This is a genomic window from Enterovirga aerilata, from assembly GCF_013044135.1.
GTDB lineage: Bacteria > Pseudomonadota > Alphaproteobacteria > Rhizobiales > Beijerinckiaceae > Enterovirga > Enterovirga aerilata.
Genome location: NZ_JABEPP010000001.1, coordinates 1027502 through 1045522, shown reverse-complemented (window position 1 = coordinate 1045522; position 18021 = coordinate 1027502). Strand labels below are relative to the sequence as shown.

Below are 18021 nucleotides of genomic sequence, written 5' to 3'. Positions count from 1 at the left end.
GACCCCGATGCTCCAGCCCGCCGCTTCCGCCATCGTGCTCTACGGCCGCGCCTCGTTCGACAAGGCGCAGGGCCTTCCCGCAATGGCGGGTCGTCTCGCCCCGACCCTGCCGCCAGGCACACGGGTCGCCTGGGCTTTTGCCGACCTGACCGGCCCGTCGCTGCCCGACGTGCTGGACGCGCTCGCGGCGGAGGGCGTCCGCGAAGCAATCGTCGTGACCTGCATGGTGCCGGCCGACCCGACACACGCCACCTGGCTTGCCGGTGCGCTCAGCCAATGGAGCGCCGATCGCGGCGCCCAGGTCGCGGTTCGTCTGGCGCCGGCGATCGAGGCGGCGCTGGATCTGCCGGCCGCGATCCGGGACGTGCTCGGCCGGCCTGCCGCGGAGGTCACGCTGACGCCGCCGAGCCTGGGCAAGCCCGGCTGGTCGAAGATCCCCGAACACGGCCGCCAGATCTTCTTCTGCGTCGGAGCCCGGTGTCTGCATCGCGGCGCGGAGCCGCTCTACCAGCATCTGCGAAACCGCATGAAGCAGCATCGGCCGCTCGCGGCCGGGCCCAGGCGGGCGATGTGCGCCCGGTCGAGCTGCCTCTATCCCTGCAATCTGGGGCCCCTGATGATCGTGTATCCGGACGGGCACTGGTACGGCGGGCTGACCCGCGACGGCATCGACCGGATCGTGTCGGATCACCTTCTGTCCGACCGGCCGGTCGCGGAGGGGATCGTGCATCGCACGACCGCCGATGGGGCAGTCGGCGGGTGAGGCGCTTCCCGCCCGAGAGGATCGTCTGCCTGACCGAGGAGACGGTCGAGACCCTCTACCTCCTCGGCGAGGATAGCCGGATCGTGGGCGTGTCCGGCTATGCGGTGCGGCCGCCGCAGGTTCGCCGGGAGAAGCCGCGCGTCTCGGCCTTCACGTCCGCGGACATTCCGAAGATCCTTGCGCTCGAGCCCGACCTCGTCCTGACCTTCTCGGATCTTCAGGCCGCCATCGTGGCCGACCTCGTCCGAGCCGGGGTGGCCGTCCATGCCTTCAATCAACGCGATGTTGCGGGCATCCTGGCCATGATCCGAACTCTCGGCGCGCTTGTCGGGGCGGGAGAGAAGGCGGAGGCGCTCGCGCGGAGCTACGAGGATCGGCTCGACGCCGTGCGGACGCTGCCCTTCGGCCGGGCGCGTCCGCGCGTCTATTTCGAGGAATGGGACGATCCGCTGATCAGCGGGATCGGCTGGGTGTCGGAGCTGATCGAGATCGCGGGCGGCGAGGACATTTTCCCTCACCTGCGGCAGCAGGGTTCCGCTCGCGACCGCATCGTCGATCCCGAGCGGGTGATCGCCGCGGCGCCGGACATCATCCTCGCCTCGTGGTGCGGCAAGAAGGTCGTGCCCGCCCGCATCTCCGCAAGACCGGGCTGGGACACGATCCCGGCCGTGCGGGCCGGAAACATCGTCGAGATCAAGTCCCCGCTCATCCTGCAGCCAGGCCCGGCCGCATTGACCGACGGCCTCGATGCGATCTGTGCCGCGATCGCACGCTCACGTCCGTAGCGGACCGCCTGCTGATCGTTCCCCGACCCGGAAGTCGGAGCCGACCCCGCAACCGTGCGGGTCGACCCTATGCGCGCGGTCGGCGTGGGACAGCCGGATCGGTTCGATCTCGGCGGCAGCTCCCCGGACGATCGGGCATCGTCCGGGTGCCGAATGCGTGCCTGGCGGCCGCTCGGTCTCAGCGCGTCACCCAGGCGCCGTTCCTGACCTCGCGGAGTTCGAGCTCGACCGGCAGCTTCGTCTGCCCGTTCTCGTCGAAGCTCGTGTGGCCCATGGCGCCGTCGTGCTCGGTGGCACGGATCGCCTTGGCGATGGCGGCCTTGTCCTTCGTGCCCGCCTTCTGGATCGCCGCGATGATGATGTTCGCGGCATCATAGGCGTTCTTCGTGTACGTCCCCATCGGCTCGGCGAACTTGGCGGCTTCGTAATCCTTGACGAGCTGGTCGAGCTTCGGATTGCCCTTCTCCTTGGCGATACCGGAGATCGTGCCCTCGGCGGCCGCGCCGGCGATCTTGATGAATTCGGGATCGTGGAAGCCGTCGACGCCGATCATCGGCTGCTTCAGGCCGAGCTCGACCATCTGCTTGCGCACGAGACCGGCTTCGGTCACCACGCCGCCGAAATAGATCGCGTCCGGATTGCTCGACGAGATCTTGGTCAGGATCGCGCGGAAATCGGTCGTGCCGACCGGCGCGGATTCGGTCGCGACGATCGTGCCCCCGGCTTCCTTGAAGAAGCGCTCGAAGGCCTGGACGTTGGCCGCCCCGTAATCGCTCGTGTCGGAGACGATGGCGATCCGCTTGCCGACATTCGCCGCCGCCCAGGCGGCGAGCGGCGCGTTGGTGTTCACGAGCGTCGTCACCACCCGCGAGATCATCGGGTTGTTCTTCTCCGTCACCTTCGGGCTGATCGCACCCCAGATCACGAACGGCACGTTCGCGCGGCTGAAGACCGGGATCGTCGCGAGCGCGACGCCGCTGTTCCAGTGCCCCGTGGCCGCGACCACCTTCGGGTCGTTCGTGAGCTTCAGGGCCGCGGAGACACCGGTCTGGGGATTGGCCGCGTCGTCGAGGATCACCGGCTCGATCTTGAACGGCAGGTTGGCGCGGTTCGCCTGGTCGATGGCAAGCTGGAAGCCGTTGCGGGCGGAGAGCCCCTGCTGTGCGTTGCCGCCCGACAGCGGCCCGATGAAGCCGATCTTGATCGTCTCCTGCGCCCGGGCCGCCGAGACGGAGAGCGCGAGGCCAGCCAGCGCGGACAGGAGAACGTGCCGGCGCGAAAGGGAATCTGACATGCTCAATCTCCCGAAGACAGTGGGTTCCGGGCGCCCGTCCGGCACCGGGTAGGCGACCTCGTCCGCCCAGCTCAGAAGAGCGGCATAATGCACCGGGCTCGGCAAATTGGATATTCGAAAGCGTTTCGTCGACTTTTCGGAACCAGGACGACGGCGGGCCCGGCGCAGCTTCGGAAGGCCCGACCCAGCCTTTCGGAAAATACGAATCTCCCCTCTGCGCCGCTTCATGCATTCCGTCGCCGGTGTCATAGAGGCATCAGGGAGCACGGGCGAGGACATGCGATGACGGACCTCGTCGCCCAACAGATACTCAACTGGCTTACCCTCGGCAGCATCTATGCCCTGGTCGCGGTCGGGTTCAGCCTTCTCTTCGGCGTGCTGAACATCATTCACTTCTCGCACGGCGACGTGTCGCTGATGTCGCCCTTCCTGGCGCTCGGCCTCGTGCAGGCGCTGGGGGCGGGCGCAGGCGGCATCTCGTCCCCGGCCGCCATGGTCGCCTTCGCGATCGTGGCGATCGCCCTCACGGGCCTGCTCGGGGTCCTGCTCGACATCCTCATCATCCAGCGCTTCCGGACCGCCCCGGCCATGATGGCCCTCGTCGCGACCGTGGCGCTCGGCATCGTGCTGCGCGAGCTGATCAGGCACCTCTTCCCGAACGGCAGCAACCCGCACGCCTTTCCGCGCCTCGTCACCGGCGACGCGATGCTCTTCGGCTTCCGCGTCCCGGCCTTCAACGCCACCGCCATCCTGGTCGCGATCGTGGCGGTCTCCCTCCTGTTCCTGATGCTCAACCGGACCCGGCTCGGGCTCCACATCCGCGCCGTCTCGCTCGACCGCGACGCCGCGCGCCTCATGGCGATCAACCCCGGCCGGGTCTTCCGGGCGACGTTCTTCATCGCCTCCGCCATCGGCGCGATCGGCGGCCTCTTCTTCTCCTCCTATGCCGGCATGGTGCGGTTCGACTTCTCGATCGATATCGGGCTGATCGGCTTCTCGGCCGCGGTGGTCGGCGGGCTCGGCTCGATGCCCGGGGCGATCATCGGCAGCCTCCTCATCTCAGGGCTCGACACGCTCGTGCAGGCGACGGTCCCGAACGGAGCCTCCTATCGCCTCGTCTTCGTCTTCCTGCTCGTGATCGGCGTGCTCGTCTTCAAGCCTGCGGGCCTCCTCGGCCGCACCGTCACCGAGAAGGTGTGATGGCCCACGCGTCCGCCCCGCCCCCTGCCCGTCCGCTCGGCGGGCTTCTCATCGTCGCCCTCGTCGAGATCGTGGGCGCCGCCGCCCTCCGCGAGTTCCTCCTCGCGGAGGACTGGCGCTGGGTGCTCGTCCTGCTGGCCGCCTTCGGGGCCGTGCTCGTCGCCCTGGAGCGGCGTCCGGCCCTCGAGGCGCGCATCGCCGAAGCCTTCGCCCGCCACCGCAGGGCGGCGACCCTCCTCGGCATCGCGATCGCGCTCGTCTTTCCCTTCGTGCTCGAGAAGAGCAGCTACGCCCTTCATCTATGCGTGATCGCGCAGCTCTACGCGGTGCTCGCGCTGGCGCTGAATTTCCAGCTCGGCAGCGCCAACATCCCGAACTTCGCGACCGGCGCCTCCTACGGCATCGGCGCCTATGCGTCGGCCCTCCTGGCGCTGAATTTCGAGGTCAGCTTCTGGCTCGCGCTGCCTGCCGCCGCCGTCGTCGCCACGATCTTCGGGTTCCTGCTCGGCCTTCCTTCGATGCGCACGAAGGACAGCTACCTGGCGCTCGTCACCATCGCGTTCGGGGTGGTCATCCACCAGCTCCTCAACAACCTCGAGGTCACCGGCGGCCCGAACGGGCTCGTCGGCATCCCGGCCCCGGAGCTCTTCGGCCATTCCTTCGCCTCGCCGCTCGCCGTGCTCGGATACGAGCTGCCGTCGCAGGCCAATTTCTACTACCTGTCCGCCGTCCTGGTCCTGATCGCGATCGTGTTCGCGGGCCGGCTGCACGATTCGCGCGTCGGCCTCGCCTGGAACGCGCTCCGGGCGGACGAGCTCGCCGCCCGCTGCCAGGGCATCAACACCACCTGGTACAAGGTGCTCGCCTTCGCGGTTGACGCGTTCCTGGCGGGCTTCGCCGGGACGGTCTACGCCTTCTATGTCGGGTTCATCTCGCCCGACAATTTCACCTTCCTCGTATCGGTGACCATCATGACGATGGTGATCGCCGGCGGGATGGACAACATCCTGGGCGTGATCGTCGGCGCGGTCCTGCTGACCCTGCTGCCCGAGAAGCTGCGCGCCTTCTCCGACTACCGCATCCTGTTCTTCGGCGTGACCGTGATCGCCTTCCTGATGATCAGGCCGCAGGGGATCTTCCCGCAGCGCCTGCGCCGGTACGGAGGCTGACCTTGGCCCCGATCGTCCTCGAAGGCGAGAGCCTGACCCAGCGCTTCGGCGGGCTCGTGGCCATGGCCGAGGTGGACTTCCACCTGAAGCGGGGAGAGATCCTCGGCATCATCGGTCCGAACGGGGCCGGAAAATCGACGCTCCTCAACATCATCAGCGGGATCTATGTCCCCTCCTCCGGCGAGGTCCGGCTGGAGGGCCGCCGGATCAACGGCGTCGCGCCGCACCAGATCGTCAAGCGCGGCATCGCCCGGACCTTCCAGTCGAGCCGGCTCTTCGGCGACCTCTCCGTTCTCGACAACGTCATCATCGGCCGGCACATCCACACCCGCTCCGGCGTCCTGGACGCGATCTTCCGGCGCCGCCGTGCCGAGGCGGAGCTCGCCGAGGCCGCCGCCCACGCCGAGGGCCTGCTCAAGGCCGTCTCGCGCGGGCTCTACGACCAGCGTCACCGGGCGGCGGCCGAGCTGCCCCAGGCGGACCGCCGCCGCCTCGAGATCGCGCGCGCGCTCGCCAGCGACCCGAAGGTCCTGCTGCTGGACGAGCCCTCCTCCGGCATGGACGATGCGGACACCGACGCGCTGATGGACGACATCCGTGCGGTCTGCGCCGCGCGGCCGGACCTGTCCCTGATGATCATCGAGCACGACATGCGCCTCGTCGCGGCCCTGCCGCACCGCGTGATCGTCCTGGATTACGGGCAGAAGCTCGCGGACGGGCCGTTCGAGGAGGTGCGCCTGATCCCGCGCGTGCAGGAGGCCTATCTCGGCCGCAGAGGGGCCAGCCATGCTCAAGGTTGAGAACGTCGACACGAACTACGGCGTCGTCGCGATGCTGCGCGGCGTCTCGTTCGAGGTCGCCGCGGGAGAGCTGGTCTGCATCCTCGGGCCGAACGGCGCCGGCAAGACCACGACCTTCCGGGCCCTGTCGGGCCTTCTCCCGCTGGCGGGCGGGCGGATCGAGATCATGGGGCGCGACCTCGCCTCGACGCCGACCGAGAAACTGAGCGCGCTCGGCATCGGCTTCGTGCCCGAGGGCCGCCGCCTGTTCGCCGACATCTCCGTGCGGGACAACATCCGCCTCGGCTTCGAGGCCCAGCGCGCCGAGGGCGACTTCGAGACGCGGCTCGGCGCGATGCTGGAGCTCTTCCCCCGCGTGCGCGACCGCATCGGCCAGCGCGCGGGCACGCTCTCGGGCGGGGAGCAGGCCATGGTGGCGCTTGCCCGCGCCCTCGTCGGCGCACCGCGGCTCGTCGTCATGGACGAGCCCTCGCTCGGCCTGTCGCCGAAGCTCATCGACGAGTATTTCGACACGGTCGCGGAGATCAACCGGCGCGGCACCACGGTGCTGCTGATCGAGCAGAACGCGGAAACCGCGCTCTCGATCGCCCATCGCGGCGTCCTCCTGGTGAAAGGACGGGTCGTGGCCTCGGGCGTCGCCGCCGAGCTCCTCGCCAACGACGCCGTGCGCCACCTCTACCTGTGAGCGCCGTGACGACCCTCGATCTCCTGGAACGGCTGATCGCCTTCCCGACCGTCAGCCGCGACCCCAACCGCGCGCTCATCGACTTCATCCGCGACTTCCTCGCCGCGCGGGGCATCGCCTCCGAGCTGTTCCTGGCGGAGGACGGCGGCAAGGCGAACCTGTTCGCCACGATAGGCCCTGGCGACATTCCAGGGGTCATGCTCTCGGGCCATACCGACGTCGTGCCCGTGGACGGCCAGACCTGGTCGTCCGATCCGTTCCGCATGACCGTGTCGGACGGGCGCGCCTATGGGCGCGGCGCCGCCGACATGAAGGGCTTCATCGCCTGCGTGCTCTCGCTCGTCGACCGGCTCGACGGGGCGAGGCTCGCGACCCCGATCCACCTCGCCTTCAGCCATGACGAGGAGATCGGCTGCGTCGGCGTGCGCTCGCTCGTCGAGGCGCTGCGGACGCGCAGCGTGAAGCCCCGCCTGGCGATCGTCGGCGAGCCGACCCGCATGCGCATCGCGACCGGCCACAAGGGCAAGATCGCCGCGCGCGCAACATGCTGCGGGGTGGAGGGGCACTCGGCGCTCGCTCCCAAGGCCATGAACGCCATCCATCTCGCCTGCGACTTCGTGGGGGCGATCCGGCGGCGCCAGGACGCGATCGCGGCCGAGGGTCTGCGGGACGAGGGCTACGAGGTCCCCTACACGACGCTCCATGTCGGCAGGATCGGCGGCGGCACCGCGCTCAACATCGTGCCCAATCTCTGCACGGTCGACTTCGAGATCCGCAACATAGCCGAGGACGACGCCGCCACGATCCTCAACCGGCTCATGGACGATGCCGCAGCGCTGGCGGCGCAGCGGCGCGCTTCCTTCCCGCAGGCCGACATACGGATCGACGCGCTCAACGCCTATCCGGGCCTCGCGACGCCGCCGGACGCTGAGGTCGTGCGCTTCGCCAAGGCTCTCCTGGGGGAGAGCGAGACCTTCAAGGTCCCGTTCGGGACCGAGGGAGGCCTCTTCTCCGGCGAGCTCGCCGTGCCGACGGTCGTCTGCGGGCCGGGCTCCATGGATCAGGGCCACAAGCCGGACGAGTTCGTCGCGCTGAGCGAGCTGGCAGCCTGCGACCGGATGATGGACCGCCTTGCGGCCGAGCTCCGGCGTTGAGGCGCCGGGCCGCTTCGCGGGCGCATCCCCGTTTCGCCGGCAGTTCGGGAAAAGCTAATCACCGCAAACCCAATTCGAAATTGGCCCCGGCGGGCCCTCGCCCTAAGTGCTCCGTCGAGTACTTTCCGCAGATCTTGGAAGAGTGGCGAATGTCTATCGAGAGAATAGATACGCTTGTCGTCGGCGCCGGCCAGGCGGGCATCGCCGCGAGCGAGCACCTGCGGAACAACCGCGTGCCTCATCTCGTCCTCGAGCGGAAGCGCATCGCGGAGCGCTGGCGCTCGGAGCGCTGGGATTCCCTCGTCGCCAACGGGCCGGCCTGGCACGACCGCTTCCCGGGCATGGAGTTCCCCGACGCGGATCCGGACGCCTTCATCGCCAAGGAGAAGGTTGCGGATTATCTCGCGGCCTACGCGAAGATGATCGATGCGCCGATCCGCTGCGGGGTGGAGGTGAAGGAGGTCGAGAGGCCGGCGGGCCGGTCCGGCTTTCGCGTCACGACCTCCGACGGCGTCATCGAGGCCGGCAACGTCATCGTGGCGACCGGTCCCTTCCAAAAGCCGGTCATCCCGACCCTCGTTCCAGAGGATACCGGGGTGATGCAGATCCATTCCAGCGCCTATCGCAACCCGCAGCAGCTGCCGGACGGCGCCGTGCTGGTGGTCGGCGCGGGCTCTTCCGGATCGCAGATCGCGGACGAGCTGCGCCGTGCCGGGAAGAAGGTCTATCTGTCGGTCGGGCCGCATGATCGCCCCCCGCGCGCCTACCGCAAGCGCGATTACTGTTGGTGGCTGGGGGTGCTCGGCAAGTGGGACATCGCCGCGCCGCTGCCCGGAACGGAACACGTGACGATCGCCGTCAGCGGCGCGCGCGGCGGCGAGACGGTCGATTTCAGGCGCTTCGCCGCGGAAGGGATCACGCTCGTCGGCCGCACCGAATCCTTCGAGAACGGCGCGCTGACCTTCGCGAACGACCTGGCGGCCAACATCGCCCGCGGCGATGCCAACTACCTCTCCGTGCTGGACGAGGCGGATGCCTATGTCGCCCGCTATGGCCTCGACCTGCCGGAGGAGCCCGAGGCCCGCGAGATCGGGCCGGATCCCGACTGCGTCACGAATCCGATCCTGAGCCTCGATCTGTCCGAGGCGAACATCACGGCGATCGTCTGGGCCACCGGCTTCGTCTCGGACTACAGCTGGCTCAAGCTCGATCTGCTGGACGAGAAGGGCAGGCCCAGGCACCAGCGCGGGGTCTCGGTCGAGCCGGGGATCTACTTCCTGGGCCTGCCTTGGCAGTCCCGGAGGGGCTCCAGCTTCATCTGGGGCGTCTGGCACGATGCCAAGCACGTGGCGGACCACATCGCGACGCAGCGCAGCTACCTGGAGTACCACGCGGCCGCAAGCCGCCGGGCCGGGTGACGGGGCCTCGCGCGGACCCTCCTCGCGGGCAGGCCCATGCCGGCCGGAGCGGGGAGCGGGACCGCGCCCCGGGCATCGGGGATCCCGGCGCCGACCGCAATGCAGGAGATGGACATGGCGCATACGAGAATCCGCAAGTTCAACACGAAGGACACGTACCCGGAGCAGAGGCTCGATAACGACCTCTGCCACGCCGTGGTCACGCGCGGCGGCCGGACCGTCTACCTGCGGGGACAATGCCCGCAGGATCTCGACACCGCCAAGAACATCGAGAGCCACGATCCGGTGGAGCAGACCCACAAGGTCATGCAGAACATCCGGCAGCTGATCGAGGAATGCGGGGGCACGATGGAGCACCTCGTTAAGGTGGTGGTCTACATCACCGACGTACGCCACCGCGAAGCCGTCTACCGCACTATGGGCGAGTACATCCGCGGCGTGCACCCGGTCTCCACGGGCCTGGTCGTGCAGGCCCTCGCCCGGCCGGAATGGCTGGTCGAGATCGACGCGACCGCCGTCATTCCGGACTGACCCGCATGACCTTCTCGATCGTCGCACGCTGCGCGCGGACCGGGATGTTCGGCGTCGCGGTCTCCTCGTCCTCCCCGGCCGTCGCGGCGCGCTGCGCCTATGCACGGGCGGGCGTCGGTGCGGTCGCGAGCCAGAACGTCACCGACCCGACGCTCGGTCCGCGGATGCTCGACCTGATGGAGCTCGGCGCGAGCGCGCCCCAGGCCATCGAGGCCCTGCGGGGCTCGACCGAGTTTCTGGACTATCGCCAGGTCCTGGCCGTGGATGCGCATGGCCGCAGCGCAATCCATTCGGGCGCAAAGGCACTCGGAATCTTCGCCGATGCCAAGGCCGAGAACGTCGCCTGCGGCGGCAACATGCTGGCGGATGCGGGCATCCCGGCCGCGATGGTGGAGTCCTTCACGAAGTCGGAGGGTCATCTCGGGGATCGCCTGCTCGCCGCCATGAGGGCCGCCCTCGCTCTCGGCGGCGAGCAGGGCCCGGTCCATTCGGCGGGGCTGAGGCTCGTCGACAAGGTCTCCTGGCCGGTTGCGGACCTGCGCGTCGACTGGACCGAGGATTGCCCGATCGCGGGGCTCTCGGCGCTGTGGGATCTCTACCGCCCGCAGCTCGAGGCCTATGTCACGCGCGCGCTCGATCCCTCGGCCGCGCCGAGCTACGGCGTCCCCGGCGACCCGTAATCGCCCGGGAAGCGGGCGGCGCCGCACCGCTTCCGCAAGCCGGCGAGGCCGCCTATCGTCCGGAAGCCTGACCGCCCGCATGGCGGCCAGCCTCCGGACCGATTCGACCAGCGATGCGCTACACCTTCCGGCAGCTCGAATACTTCATCGCGGCCGGGGAGAGCGGGAGCATCACCCAGGCCTCCGAGCGGGTCCACATCTCGCCGCCTTCCATCTCGACCGCGATCGCGCATCTCGAGAAGGAACTCGGCGTGAAGCTCTTCATCCGGCACCATGCCCAGGGGCTGTCGCTCACGCCGGTCGGCCGCGACCTCCTGCGCGAGGCCAAGAAGCTCATCGCCCAGGCGGAGGGTCTCTACGCGGTCGCGTCGGAGTCGGACGGCCAGGTCCGCGGCCGGCTGTCGGTCGGCTGCATGGTGACCTTGGCCCCGATGATCGCCCCGGAGCTGTCGCATTCCTTCGAGGCCGCGTTCCCGGCCACGCAGATCCATCACATCGAGGCGGACCAGGAACAGCTGCTGGAGGGGCTGCGCCGCTCCGAGATCGACCTTGCCATCACGTACGACCTCGACATCCCGGGCGACATCCTGTTTTCGCCGCTTGCCGAACTCCCGCCGCATGTCGTCCTGAGCGAGGCCCACCCGCTCGCCAAACATGCGGCTCTGACCCTGAAGGATCTTGAATCCGAACCGCTCATCCTGCTCGACCTGCCGCTGTCGCGGGAATATTTCCTCGGCCTGTTCATGAAGGAGGGCGTGACGCCCCTGATCGGCCGGCGGTCGGCGCATCAGGAGGTGGTGCGCACGATGGTCGCGAACGGCTACGGCTACTCGCTCTTCAACGTGCGCCCGCGCTCCGACTTCGCCCTGGACGGGCGGCGGCTGGTACGTGTGCGTCTCGCCGGAGATCACCGCCCGATGGTGGTCGGCACCGCGATCCCGAAGGAGCTTCAGCCCTCCCGGCTGATCCGCGCCTTCGAGGCGCATTGCCGCTCGTTCATCTCGGACAGCTACATCTCGGGGATGATCGCGCCCCATTTCGAGCGTCGAGAGAAGAGAGGCTAGCTTCCGCCCTCGGGCCGTCCGGCGAGACGGCCGAGACGATACCGGCAAAGCGGCCGCATCGATCGCGGCTCGTCTGTGCGCCTGACGGATATCGTCCCCTGCCATCGCCCGGCAGGTTCAGCTCCCCAGCTCGTCCCGCACTTGGCCGGCCCACAGACGATAGGCCTCGCCCGTCAGATGGACGCCGTCCGTCGTAAGATGGGGCAGAATGGCGCCGTCGGGAGCGAGCGCCCGGTTCAGGTCGACATAGCGCAGACCGAGGCGTTTTGTGGCATCCTGAAGCGCGACGTTCAGGGCTTGGGTGCGCATGTTGCGCGATGGCGAATCCGTCAGCGGCACGCTCTGCACAACCAGGTCGGCGCCGATCGCCCGGAGCCTCTCGTGGATCGTCGCCAGCGCGGCGACGATCCTTTCGGGAGGGATTCCAGCCGCCACGTCGTTCGTTCCGCAAAGCACGAAGACGCGCCTGGGGCTGCGGGAGACGACCTCGTCCAAGCGCGCCACCAGGCCGTCCCACGTATCTCCCTCGATGCCGCGGTTCAGGGGCCTCGCATCGGGCAGCAATTCGTCCCAGTGGGCCCGCTCCGTATGCGAATCTCCCAGCATCACGGTTTGCGCCGTGCCGGGGAGGGAGCGGAAGTAGCCGAGCCTCTCCTGGAAGTGGCGCTCGGCCCAGGTTGCGGGCCTGAGGCTCGGGCTCAGGCTCCGGTAGAAGGCATCGACGCTCCGCGCCGGCGGCCAGGCAAAGCGGCCCATGCCGTACCCATAGGCTCCGCCTGCGGCGAAAGCCGACATCACCAGGACGAGACCGGACAGGCGCCTCATGCCGCCGGCATGGCATTCGCTCGATCACGACCTGCCATAGACATCCTCCACGCGGACGATGTCGTCCTCGCCCAGATACGCTCCCGACTGGACCTCGATCATCTCCAGCGGGATGTGGCCGGGATTCTCGAGCCGGTGCGTCTCGCCCTGCGGGATGTAGGTCGACTGGTTCTCGTAGAGCATGAACACGCGCTCGCCGCAGGTGATCTGGGCGGTCCCCTTCACGACGACCCAGTGCTCGGCACGATGCCGGTGCAGCTGGAGCGAGAGGCGGCCGCCCGGCTTCACCGTGATGAGCTTGACCTGGAATCGGTCGCCCGAGATGAGGGAGCGGTAGCTGCCCCAGGGCCGGTGCATCTCGCTATGCGTGTCCGCCTCCGCGAACCCCTTGGTCCTCAGGAGTTCGAGCGCCTGCTTGACGCCCTGCGCCTGCGCCTTGTCGGCGACGAGCACGGCATCGTCCGTGGCGACGACGACGAGGTTCTCGACCCCGACCGTCGCGACGACCTGCCGGTCCGATCGAATGATGGAGTTTCTCGTGTCGTGCCCGACCGCCCGGCCGAGCAGGACGTTGCCCGCCCCGTCCGCGACATGGGCGCCGTAGATCGCATCCCAGGCACCGAGGTCATTCCAGTCGATCGTCGCCGGCAGCACCGCCGTGCGTTGGCTTCCTTCCATGATCGCGTAGTCGACCGAGATCGATTCCACCGCCCCGAAAGCCGCCGCCTCCAGCCGGACGAAGTCCTGGTCGCGATCCGCCGTGTCGAGGGCATGGCGGACGCCCGCCAGAAGGTCCTGCCGGCGCTCCTCCGCCTCGGCGAGCATCGCCCGGGCCGAGAAAAGGAAGATTCCCGAGTTCCAGACGTTGTTGCCCGCCTCCAGCAGCCGCTCGGCGGCCTCCCGGCCCGGCTTCTCGATGAAGCGCACGACCTTTCGGACGGGCGAGCCCTGGTCCGGAACCGGGTCGTCGCCCACCTCGATATAGCCGTATCCCGTCTCGGGCCGGTTCGGCGCGATGCCGAACAGGCAGATCGACCCGGCTCGCGCCGCGGGAGCTGCCTCGAGGACGAGTGCCCTGAAGGCGTCGGCGTCCTTGACCAGATGATCCGAGGGCAGGAGCAGCACGAGCCCGTCCGGGTCGTGCTTTTCGGTCATCAGGCTCGCGACGAGCGCGACCGCGGCCGTGTTCCGTCCGACCGGCTCCAGGACGATCGGCCCGCGCGGGATCCCGAGCGCCTCGATCTGGTCGGCCACCAGGAACCGATGGGCTTCGCTCGCGACGAAGACCGGCGGCGCGAAGCCCGGCCCGGTCACGCGGACGGCGGTGTCCTGCAGGAGGCTGCGCGCGCCGAAGAAGGACTGGAACTGCTTCGGCATGGAGGCACGCGAGACGGGCCAAAGCCGCGTGCCGCTCCCGCCGCACATGATGAAAGGCGTGATCGCCGACGGAATTTCGGAGTTTGTCATCGAAGCGCGGTAGAATTGTCCCGGTGCTTGTAATCGGCCCCAGCAGCCCGGCCAAGACGGACAGCCAATTTTTGATCACTCACGTCTTACCCTGCTCCGCCGCAGTACACTCCTATTGGACAGCCCGCCTGGAGGATCAATGACGCGCTCGGTCGTGCATTGACCGGTCATAAATCGACTGATTTGGGGCACTCCTCAAGCAGTTCGAAAAGATCGCTTCATCTGCCGACGGACAGGGCGCGAGCCCGAGCGAACCGCCCATCAGAACCTCCGCTGAAGCGCGGTCAGAAGCAGGCCAACGTGCTGAGCGTGCATGATCGCTCCTGACAAAGCGAGCTCGTAGGCCTGTGCGCGAGAGACCAGTTCAACCGAGATCTGCTCCGAACGATCCGGCGAGAACCGTCCCGGGCACACGCCGTGCGCCACGACGAGGTGCAGCCGATTGGTCAGTTTCGCCGGATCCGGCGAAAGCGTCGCTTGCAGCGCGAACGAGCCCCCCTGGTACCCGGTCTCCTCGCGGAGCTCTCGCCTGGCTGTCGCGAGCGCGTCCGCGTCCGACGGCTCGGCAACTCCTCCCGGCAGCTCAAGAGATGTGCCGCCGAGCCCGTGCCGGTACTGCCTGACCAGAACGATGCGGTCGTCGGCATCGTAGGCGACGACATGGACGAAATCGGGATACTCCAGCACGTAATACGGCGAGACTTCGATTCCCTCGGCCGTCAAGCACTCGTCGGCGCGTACGCTGATCCATCGGTCTCGAACGACGTAGCGGGAGCTTCGTACCCTCCATTCCACGGCGTGTACCCCGCACGTCTTCGCGACGCCTATCAAGGCCGAGTTTGGAATCGACAGCAAGGAGGCCTGTTGTCGTTGCAGCCGCGAGGGATCAACTTGCTCCGGCACGGAGGTGGGACATGCCCTCCCAACCGCTGCAGATCCGATCTGAGCCTGCCGGCCGGCTGGATGCGTCCGATCAGCTTCTGGTGAAACTGGAGCAGGAACTCGCAAGGTCCGCACCCGCGCCAACACCCGCCTGTTTCGAGCTGCTCGACGAGCCTGCACCGTACGTGCGCTTCGTTCGCCCGGCCCTCAGTATCGGCACAGGGCTTGTCGCCCTGGCTGCGGCTCTGACGCTCTCGAGAGCTTTCCCGGGTTTCTGACCTCGCGAGGTCGGGCTCCGCCCGACATCCACATCGCGCCCCCGCTCTCCCTTCGTGCGATATCACGGGAGTAGTCAACGGCGAGCGGTCCCCTGCACCGCCAAGCGGCTGCGGGTCGGACGGCGCAGACAATCATGCTACTTGGCCGACGCCATCCAGACGGAGCCCCCTGTCCCATGCCTCGCGCCAGCATCATCGCAGCAGCGCTCGCCTGCCTCGCCCTTGCGGCCTGCAACCAGACCGCCGCGACGCCGCCCTCACCGCCGCCGGGCGCCGCGCCGGGCGTCACCCCGAGCACCTTCCGCATGCCCGAGGGTGCGGGCTGCGCGGCCGAGATCGCGCAGTTCAAGGCGGTGCTGAAGAACGACGCCGATACCGGCAATGTCGGCCAGAGCGTGTATAGCCGCGCCACGGCCGATCTCGGGCGCGCCGAGAGCGCCTGCGCGGCAGGACGCGACGGCGAGGCGCGCTCGCTCGTTGCCTCGACGAAAACCCGCTACGGCTATCGCTGATCGCGCCCGAAGGCGTCGCGCAGAAAGGCCGGGACGACCGGCGGCACCGGCGCATCGCCGAGATCGGCGAGCGCGCGCACGATGCGGATGTCGGAGAGTTCCGGCTTCGGATCCGCCGCGAGATGGACGAGGATGCGCGCCCGCGCCTCCTCGGCCCGGAGCCCGATCCGGACGAGGCGCATGAAGGCGAGAAGCCCGGCCGCCCGGACGATCGTCCAGCCTGGCTCGACGGCCAGTTCCGCGGTCCCCAGCCCCGTCTCCTCCCCGATCTCGCGCACGAGGCTCCCGGCGAGGTCGACCTCGCCTGACGGGGTCACGTCGGCGAGGTCGGGCGTGCCGCAGGGGAAATAGAGGCGGCCGGCATTGGCCGTGTGGTCCGCCATGCGTCCCAGGATGAAGGCTCCGTCCGCCGTCCGGAGCGCGCCCATGGCGAAGCCGTTCGCGACGGACGGGTCGGGCTGGCCCGCATCGATCCAGCCGATCAGCTCCGCATAGTCGACGGCGAAGAACTCGGCCCGGAGCCTGTCTCCGCTTCGCTCCGTTCCGGCCACCATGAGAACGCGGCCGTTGAAGATCGCGGGCGTCCTCTCCCGCCGCCGCGCCCAGTTCTCCGCGATGGCGGCGCGGTTCCGCTCCGCCCAGGCCCAGCGATGCTCCACGAGCCGCGCCTCGACCTGCGCGACCCGACATATCTCGCTCACGCCTCGATCTCGCCCTCGGAGACGAGCACCGCGCCGCCACCGATCTCCGCCGCGGTGAGCGCGCCGCTCGCGATCACGATCTGCAGATCGATCTGGCTCGGCCGTCCCATCTCGTAGCCCTGCTCGATCACGACGGAATGGGTGCCCTCGCCGAGCGGCTCGAACTGCATGAGCACGCCCGCGAAGGCCGCGGCCGCCGAACCGGTCGCCGGATCTTCGGGGATGCCGGTCCGGGGCGAGCCGAACATGCGCGCGTGGAAATGGTGGCCGGCCTCGGCCGTCTCGCGGGTATAGACATAGACCCCCGGCCCGTCCGCCCCGAGCGCCTTGGCGAAAGCCTCGCCGTTCGGGCGGGCGCGGGCCACGGCGGCGCGGGACGCGACCGGCACGAAGTCGAACGGGTTCCCCGCCGAATGCCGGCTCGGCATGTGCCGGGCGAAGCCGATCTCCTCCGGATCGAGCCCGAGCGCCCAGGCCGCATCCGCCACCGCCGGCTCGCCTTCCATCACCTCCGGCAGGCGCGGCAGGCGGAAGCGGGCATAGCCGGCCCCCTCGCCGCGCAGTTCGACGATGCACGGGATCACGCCGACGCCCTCCTCCAGGCCGAAGGCCTGCGCGTCGGCCCCGTTCCGCCCGGCGAGACCGAGCAGAACGGCGGTCCCCACCGTGGGGTGGCCCGCGAAGGGCAGCTCGCGGCCGGGCGTGAAGATGCGCAGCCTCGCCCTGTGGCGCGCATCCTCGGGCGGCAGCACGAAGACCGTCTCCGACAGGTTGAACTCGCGGGCGATCGTCTGCATGGCGTCGCCGTCGAGGCCCTCCGCGTCGAGAACGACCGCCAGCGGGTTGCCCGCGAAACGGCGGGTGGTGAACACGTCGAGCGTGGCGAAGCGGCGGCGCATGGAGGACCTCGGAGGTGAGCGGCGGGCTTAGACCGGCTCCGCCGCGAAGGTCCAGCTGGGCGAGACGAACTCGTCCTGCGCCGCAACGGTCAGGATCTCGCGCGAACCGGCCTCCGCCGTCCGTTTGAGCAGGCCGTAGACGGAGGAGGCCGCGCGCTCGAGCGCGACCCGGGCAGAGCCCGTCGCGAGGTGGTGAACGAGGAACAGAGCCGCGATGGCGTCGCCCGCACCGTTGACCGACAATCCGAGCCTCGGGGTACGGACGCGCCAGACGTCCCCGGCTTCACCGGCAGCGAGGTCGACCGCGTCGGCCGGCGTTTCCTCCGTGTGCAGGGACGTGACCAGGACGACGCGCGGCCCGATCCCCTGCAGCGTGGCGATGGCCGCCTTGGCGGCCGCGACCGTACCCGTCTCGCGCCCGGTGAGGTATTCGAGCTCGAACTGGTTCGGGGTGACGAGGTCGGCGGCCGGGACGGCGTGGTCGCGCATGAATTCCGGGATGCCGGGCCGCACGAAGATTCCGCGGCCGACATCGCCGATGACCGGATCGCAACAATAGACCGCCTTCGGATTGGCCTCCCGCACCCGGGCGACCGTGCCGAGGATCGCCTGGCCGATATCGGCCGAGCCCATATAGCCGGAGAGCACGCCGTCGCAGGTGGGCAGCACGCCGCGCGCCGCGATCCCGTCCACCAGTTCCTCGACGGCCTGCCCGTCGAAGACGCGGCCGGTCCAGGACCCGTAGCCGGTGTGGTTGGAGAACTGGACGGTGTGGATCGGCCAGACCTCGTGCCCGAGCCGCTGCATGGGAAAGGTCGCCGAGGCGTTGCCCACATGGCCATAGGCGACATGCGACTGGATCGACAGGATGTTCACGGGCGCTCCGGCCGAAAAGAGGCTATGGCGGGCAGGCG

The 18021-nt window shown here is 69.0% G+C and carries 19 protein-coding genes; 12 read left to right on the top strand and 7 right to left on the bottom strand.

Features of this window, described 5'->3' with window-relative positions; genetic code table 11:
- The first annotated feature begins 7 nt into the window (after positions 1-7).
- Together HJG44_RS23550 and HJG44_RS23545 are read left to right on the top strand one after the other, a co-directional pair.
- Positions 8-763, top strand: coding sequence for a (2Fe-2S) ferredoxin domain-containing protein (locus HJG44_RS23550; RefSeq protein WP_171217208.1), 756 nt, complete (start codon positions 8-10; stop codon positions 761-763).
- On the top strand, positions 760-1548 hold the full coding sequence (locus HJG44_RS23545; RefSeq protein ID WP_171217207.1) for an ABC transporter substrate-binding protein: 789 nt from the start codon (positions 760-762) through the stop codon (positions 1546-1548). Before HJG44_RS23550 ends, HJG44_RS23545 begins: the two co-directional genes overlap by 4 nt.
- Before the next feature lie 178 nt (positions 1549-1726).
- Here HJG44_RS23545 and HJG44_RS05155 read toward each other — a convergent pair whose 3' ends face one another.
- The gene (locus tag HJG44_RS05155) at positions 1727-2842 is read right to left on the bottom strand and encodes a branched-chain amino acid ABC transporter substrate-binding protein (RefSeq protein ID WP_171217206.1); all 1116 of its coding nucleotides are present in this window, start codon (positions 2840-2842) and stop codon (positions 1727-1729) included.
- A 282-nt stretch (positions 2843-3124) separates the two neighbouring features.
- Here HJG44_RS05155 and HJG44_RS05150 point away from each other — a divergent pair, with 282 nt between their 5' ends.
- The 9 genes from HJG44_RS05150 to HJG44_RS05110 all read left to right on the top strand — a co-directional run bounded on the left by HJG44_RS05150 (position 3125) and on the right by HJG44_RS05110 (position 11543).
- Positions 3125-4042 (top strand): branched-chain amino acid ABC transporter permease, encoded by a 918-nt coding sequence (locus tag HJG44_RS05150; RefSeq protein WP_171217205.1) that lies wholly within the window; start codon positions 3125-3127, stop codon positions 4040-4042.
- Entirely contained in the window at positions 4042-5211 is a 1170-nt protein-coding gene (locus tag HJG44_RS05145) for a branched-chain amino acid ABC transporter permease (protein ID WP_171217204.1), read from the top strand. The genes HJG44_RS05150 and HJG44_RS05145 overlap by 1 nt, the downstream gene beginning before the upstream one ends.
- A gap of 2 nt (positions 5212-5213) precedes the next feature.
- Positions 5214-6011: an ABC transporter ATP-binding protein gene (locus tag HJG44_RS05140; RefSeq protein ID WP_246736020.1), complete on the top strand. Its 798-nt coding sequence runs from the start codon at positions 5214-5216 to the stop codon at positions 6009-6011.
- Positions 5998-6696: an ABC transporter ATP-binding protein gene (locus HJG44_RS05135; protein WP_171217203.1), complete on the top strand. Its 699-nt coding sequence runs from the start codon at positions 5998-6000 to the stop codon at positions 6694-6696. The genes HJG44_RS05140 and HJG44_RS05135 overlap by 14 nt, the downstream gene beginning before the upstream one ends.
- A gap of 5 nt (positions 6697-6701) precedes the next feature.
- Positions 6702-7850, top strand: coding sequence for an acetylornithine deacetylase (gene argE / locus HJG44_RS05130; protein ID WP_171217202.1), 1149 nt, complete (start codon positions 6702-6704; stop codon positions 7848-7850).
- Positions 7851-7999: 149 nt separating this feature from the next.
- Entirely contained in the window at positions 8000-9268 is a 1269-nt protein-coding gene (locus tag HJG44_RS05125; RefSeq protein ID WP_171217201.1) for a flavin-containing monooxygenase, read from the top strand.
- A gap of 114 nt (positions 9269-9382) precedes the next feature.
- Entirely contained in the window at positions 9383-9799 is a 417-nt protein-coding gene (locus HJG44_RS05120; protein ID WP_171217200.1) for a RidA family protein, read from the top strand.
- A gap of 5 nt (positions 9800-9804) precedes the next feature.
- Positions 9805-10479: a DUF1028 domain-containing protein gene (locus HJG44_RS05115; protein WP_171217199.1), complete on the top strand. Its 675-nt coding sequence runs from the start codon at positions 9805-9807 to the stop codon at positions 10477-10479.
- A gap of 113 nt (positions 10480-10592) precedes the next feature.
- On the top strand, positions 10593-11543 hold the full coding sequence (locus tag HJG44_RS05110) for a LysR family transcriptional regulator (RefSeq protein WP_171217198.1): 951 nt from the start codon (positions 10593-10595) through the stop codon (positions 11541-11543).
- A gap of 117 nt (positions 11544-11660) precedes the next feature.
- Here HJG44_RS05110 and HJG44_RS05105 read toward each other — a convergent pair whose 3' ends face one another.
- From HJG44_RS05105 to HJG44_RS05095, 3 genes are all read right to left on the bottom strand, one after another.
- A complete protein-coding gene (locus tag HJG44_RS05105) occupies positions 11661-12368 on the bottom strand; it encodes a GDSL-type esterase/lipase family protein (protein ID WP_171217197.1) in 708 nt (235 codons plus the stop codon).
- A 24-nt stretch (positions 12369-12392) separates the two neighbouring features.
- Entirely contained in the window at positions 12393-13835 is a 1443-nt protein-coding gene (locus HJG44_RS05100) for a mannose-1-phosphate guanylyltransferase/mannose-6-phosphate isomerase (protein WP_171217196.1), read from the bottom strand.
- A gap of 261 nt (positions 13836-14096) precedes the next feature.
- A complete protein-coding gene (locus HJG44_RS05095) occupies positions 14097-14630 on the bottom strand; it encodes an NUDIX hydrolase (RefSeq protein WP_171217330.1) in 534 nt (177 codons plus the stop codon).
- Positions 14631-15171: 541 nt separating this feature from the next.
- Here HJG44_RS05095 and HJG44_RS05085 point away from each other — a divergent pair.
- A complete protein-coding gene (locus tag HJG44_RS05085) occupies positions 15172-15507 on the top strand; it encodes a hypothetical protein (RefSeq protein WP_171217194.1) in 336 nt (111 codons plus the stop codon).
- Here the strand turns inward: HJG44_RS05085 and HJG44_RS05080 are convergent.
- Genes HJG44_RS05080 through pdxY form a run of 3 tightly spaced genes read right to left on the bottom strand, consistent with a single transcriptional unit; the run spans position 15498 to position 17983 of the window.
- Positions 15498-16208, bottom strand: coding sequence for an NUDIX hydrolase (locus tag HJG44_RS05080; protein WP_171217193.1), 711 nt, complete (start codon positions 16206-16208; stop codon positions 15498-15500). The genes HJG44_RS05085 and HJG44_RS05080 overlap by 10 nt on opposite strands.
- The gene (locus tag HJG44_RS05075) at positions 16205-17107 is read right to left on the bottom strand and encodes a PhzF family phenazine biosynthesis protein (RefSeq protein WP_171217192.1); all 903 of its coding nucleotides are present in this window, start codon (positions 17105-17107) and stop codon (positions 16205-16207) included. The genes HJG44_RS05080 and HJG44_RS05075 overlap by 4 nt, the downstream gene beginning before the upstream one ends.
- Before the next feature lie 27 nt (positions 17108-17134).
- Positions 17135-17983, bottom strand: coding sequence for a pyridoxal kinase PdxY (pdxY, locus tag HJG44_RS05070; protein WP_171217191.1), 849 nt, complete (start codon positions 17981-17983; stop codon positions 17135-17137).
- Positions 17984-18021 lie beyond the last annotated feature (38 nt).

Coding starts and splice junctions, on each gene's coding strand:
- HJG44_RS05075 (WP_171217192.1), bottom strand. CDS start 17,107: ATGCGCCGCCGCTTCGCCACGCTCGACGTGTTCACCACCCGCCGTTTC.
- HJG44_RS05105 (WP_171217197.1), bottom strand. CDS start 12,368: ATGAGGCGCCTGTCCGGTCTCGTCCTGGTGATGTCGGCTTTCGCCGCA.
- HJG44_RS05150 (WP_171217205.1), top strand. CDS start 3,125: ATGACGGACCTCGTCGCCCAACAGATACTCAACTGGCTTACCCTCGGC.
- HJG44_RS05115 (WP_171217199.1), top strand. CDS start 9,805: ATGACCTTCTCGATCGTCGCACGCTGCGCGCGGACCGGGATGTTCGGC.
- HJG44_RS05155 (WP_171217206.1), bottom strand. CDS start 2,842: ATGTCAGATTCCCTTTCGCGCCGGCACGTTCTCCTGTCCGCGCTGGCT.
- HJG44_RS23550 (WP_171217208.1), top strand. CDS start 8: ATGCTCCAGCCCGCCGCTTCCGCCATCGTGCTCTACGGCCGCGCCTCG.
- HJG44_RS05125 (WP_171217201.1), top strand. CDS start 8,000: ATGTCTATCGAGAGAATAGATACGCTTGTCGTCGGCGCCGGCCAGGCG.
- HJG44_RS05110 (WP_171217198.1), top strand. CDS start 10,593: ATGCGCTACACCTTCCGGCAGCTCGAATACTTCATCGCGGCCGGGGAG.
- HJG44_RS05145 (WP_171217204.1), top strand. CDS start 4,042: ATGGCCCACGCGTCCGCCCCGCCCCCTGCCCGTCCGCTCGGCGGGCTT.
- HJG44_RS05085 (WP_171217194.1), top strand. CDS start 15,172: ATGCCTCGCGCCAGCATCATCGCAGCAGCGCTCGCCTGCCTCGCCCTT.
- HJG44_RS05135 (WP_171217203.1), top strand. CDS start 5,998: ATGCTCAAGGTTGAGAACGTCGACACGAACTACGGCGTCGTCGCGATG.
- HJG44_RS05100 (WP_171217196.1), bottom strand. CDS start 13,835: ATGACAAACTCCGAAATTCCGTCGGCGATCACGCCTTTCATCATGTGC.
- HJG44_RS05120 (WP_171217200.1), top strand. CDS start 9,383: ATGGCGCATACGAGAATCCGCAAGTTCAACACGAAGGACACGTACCCG.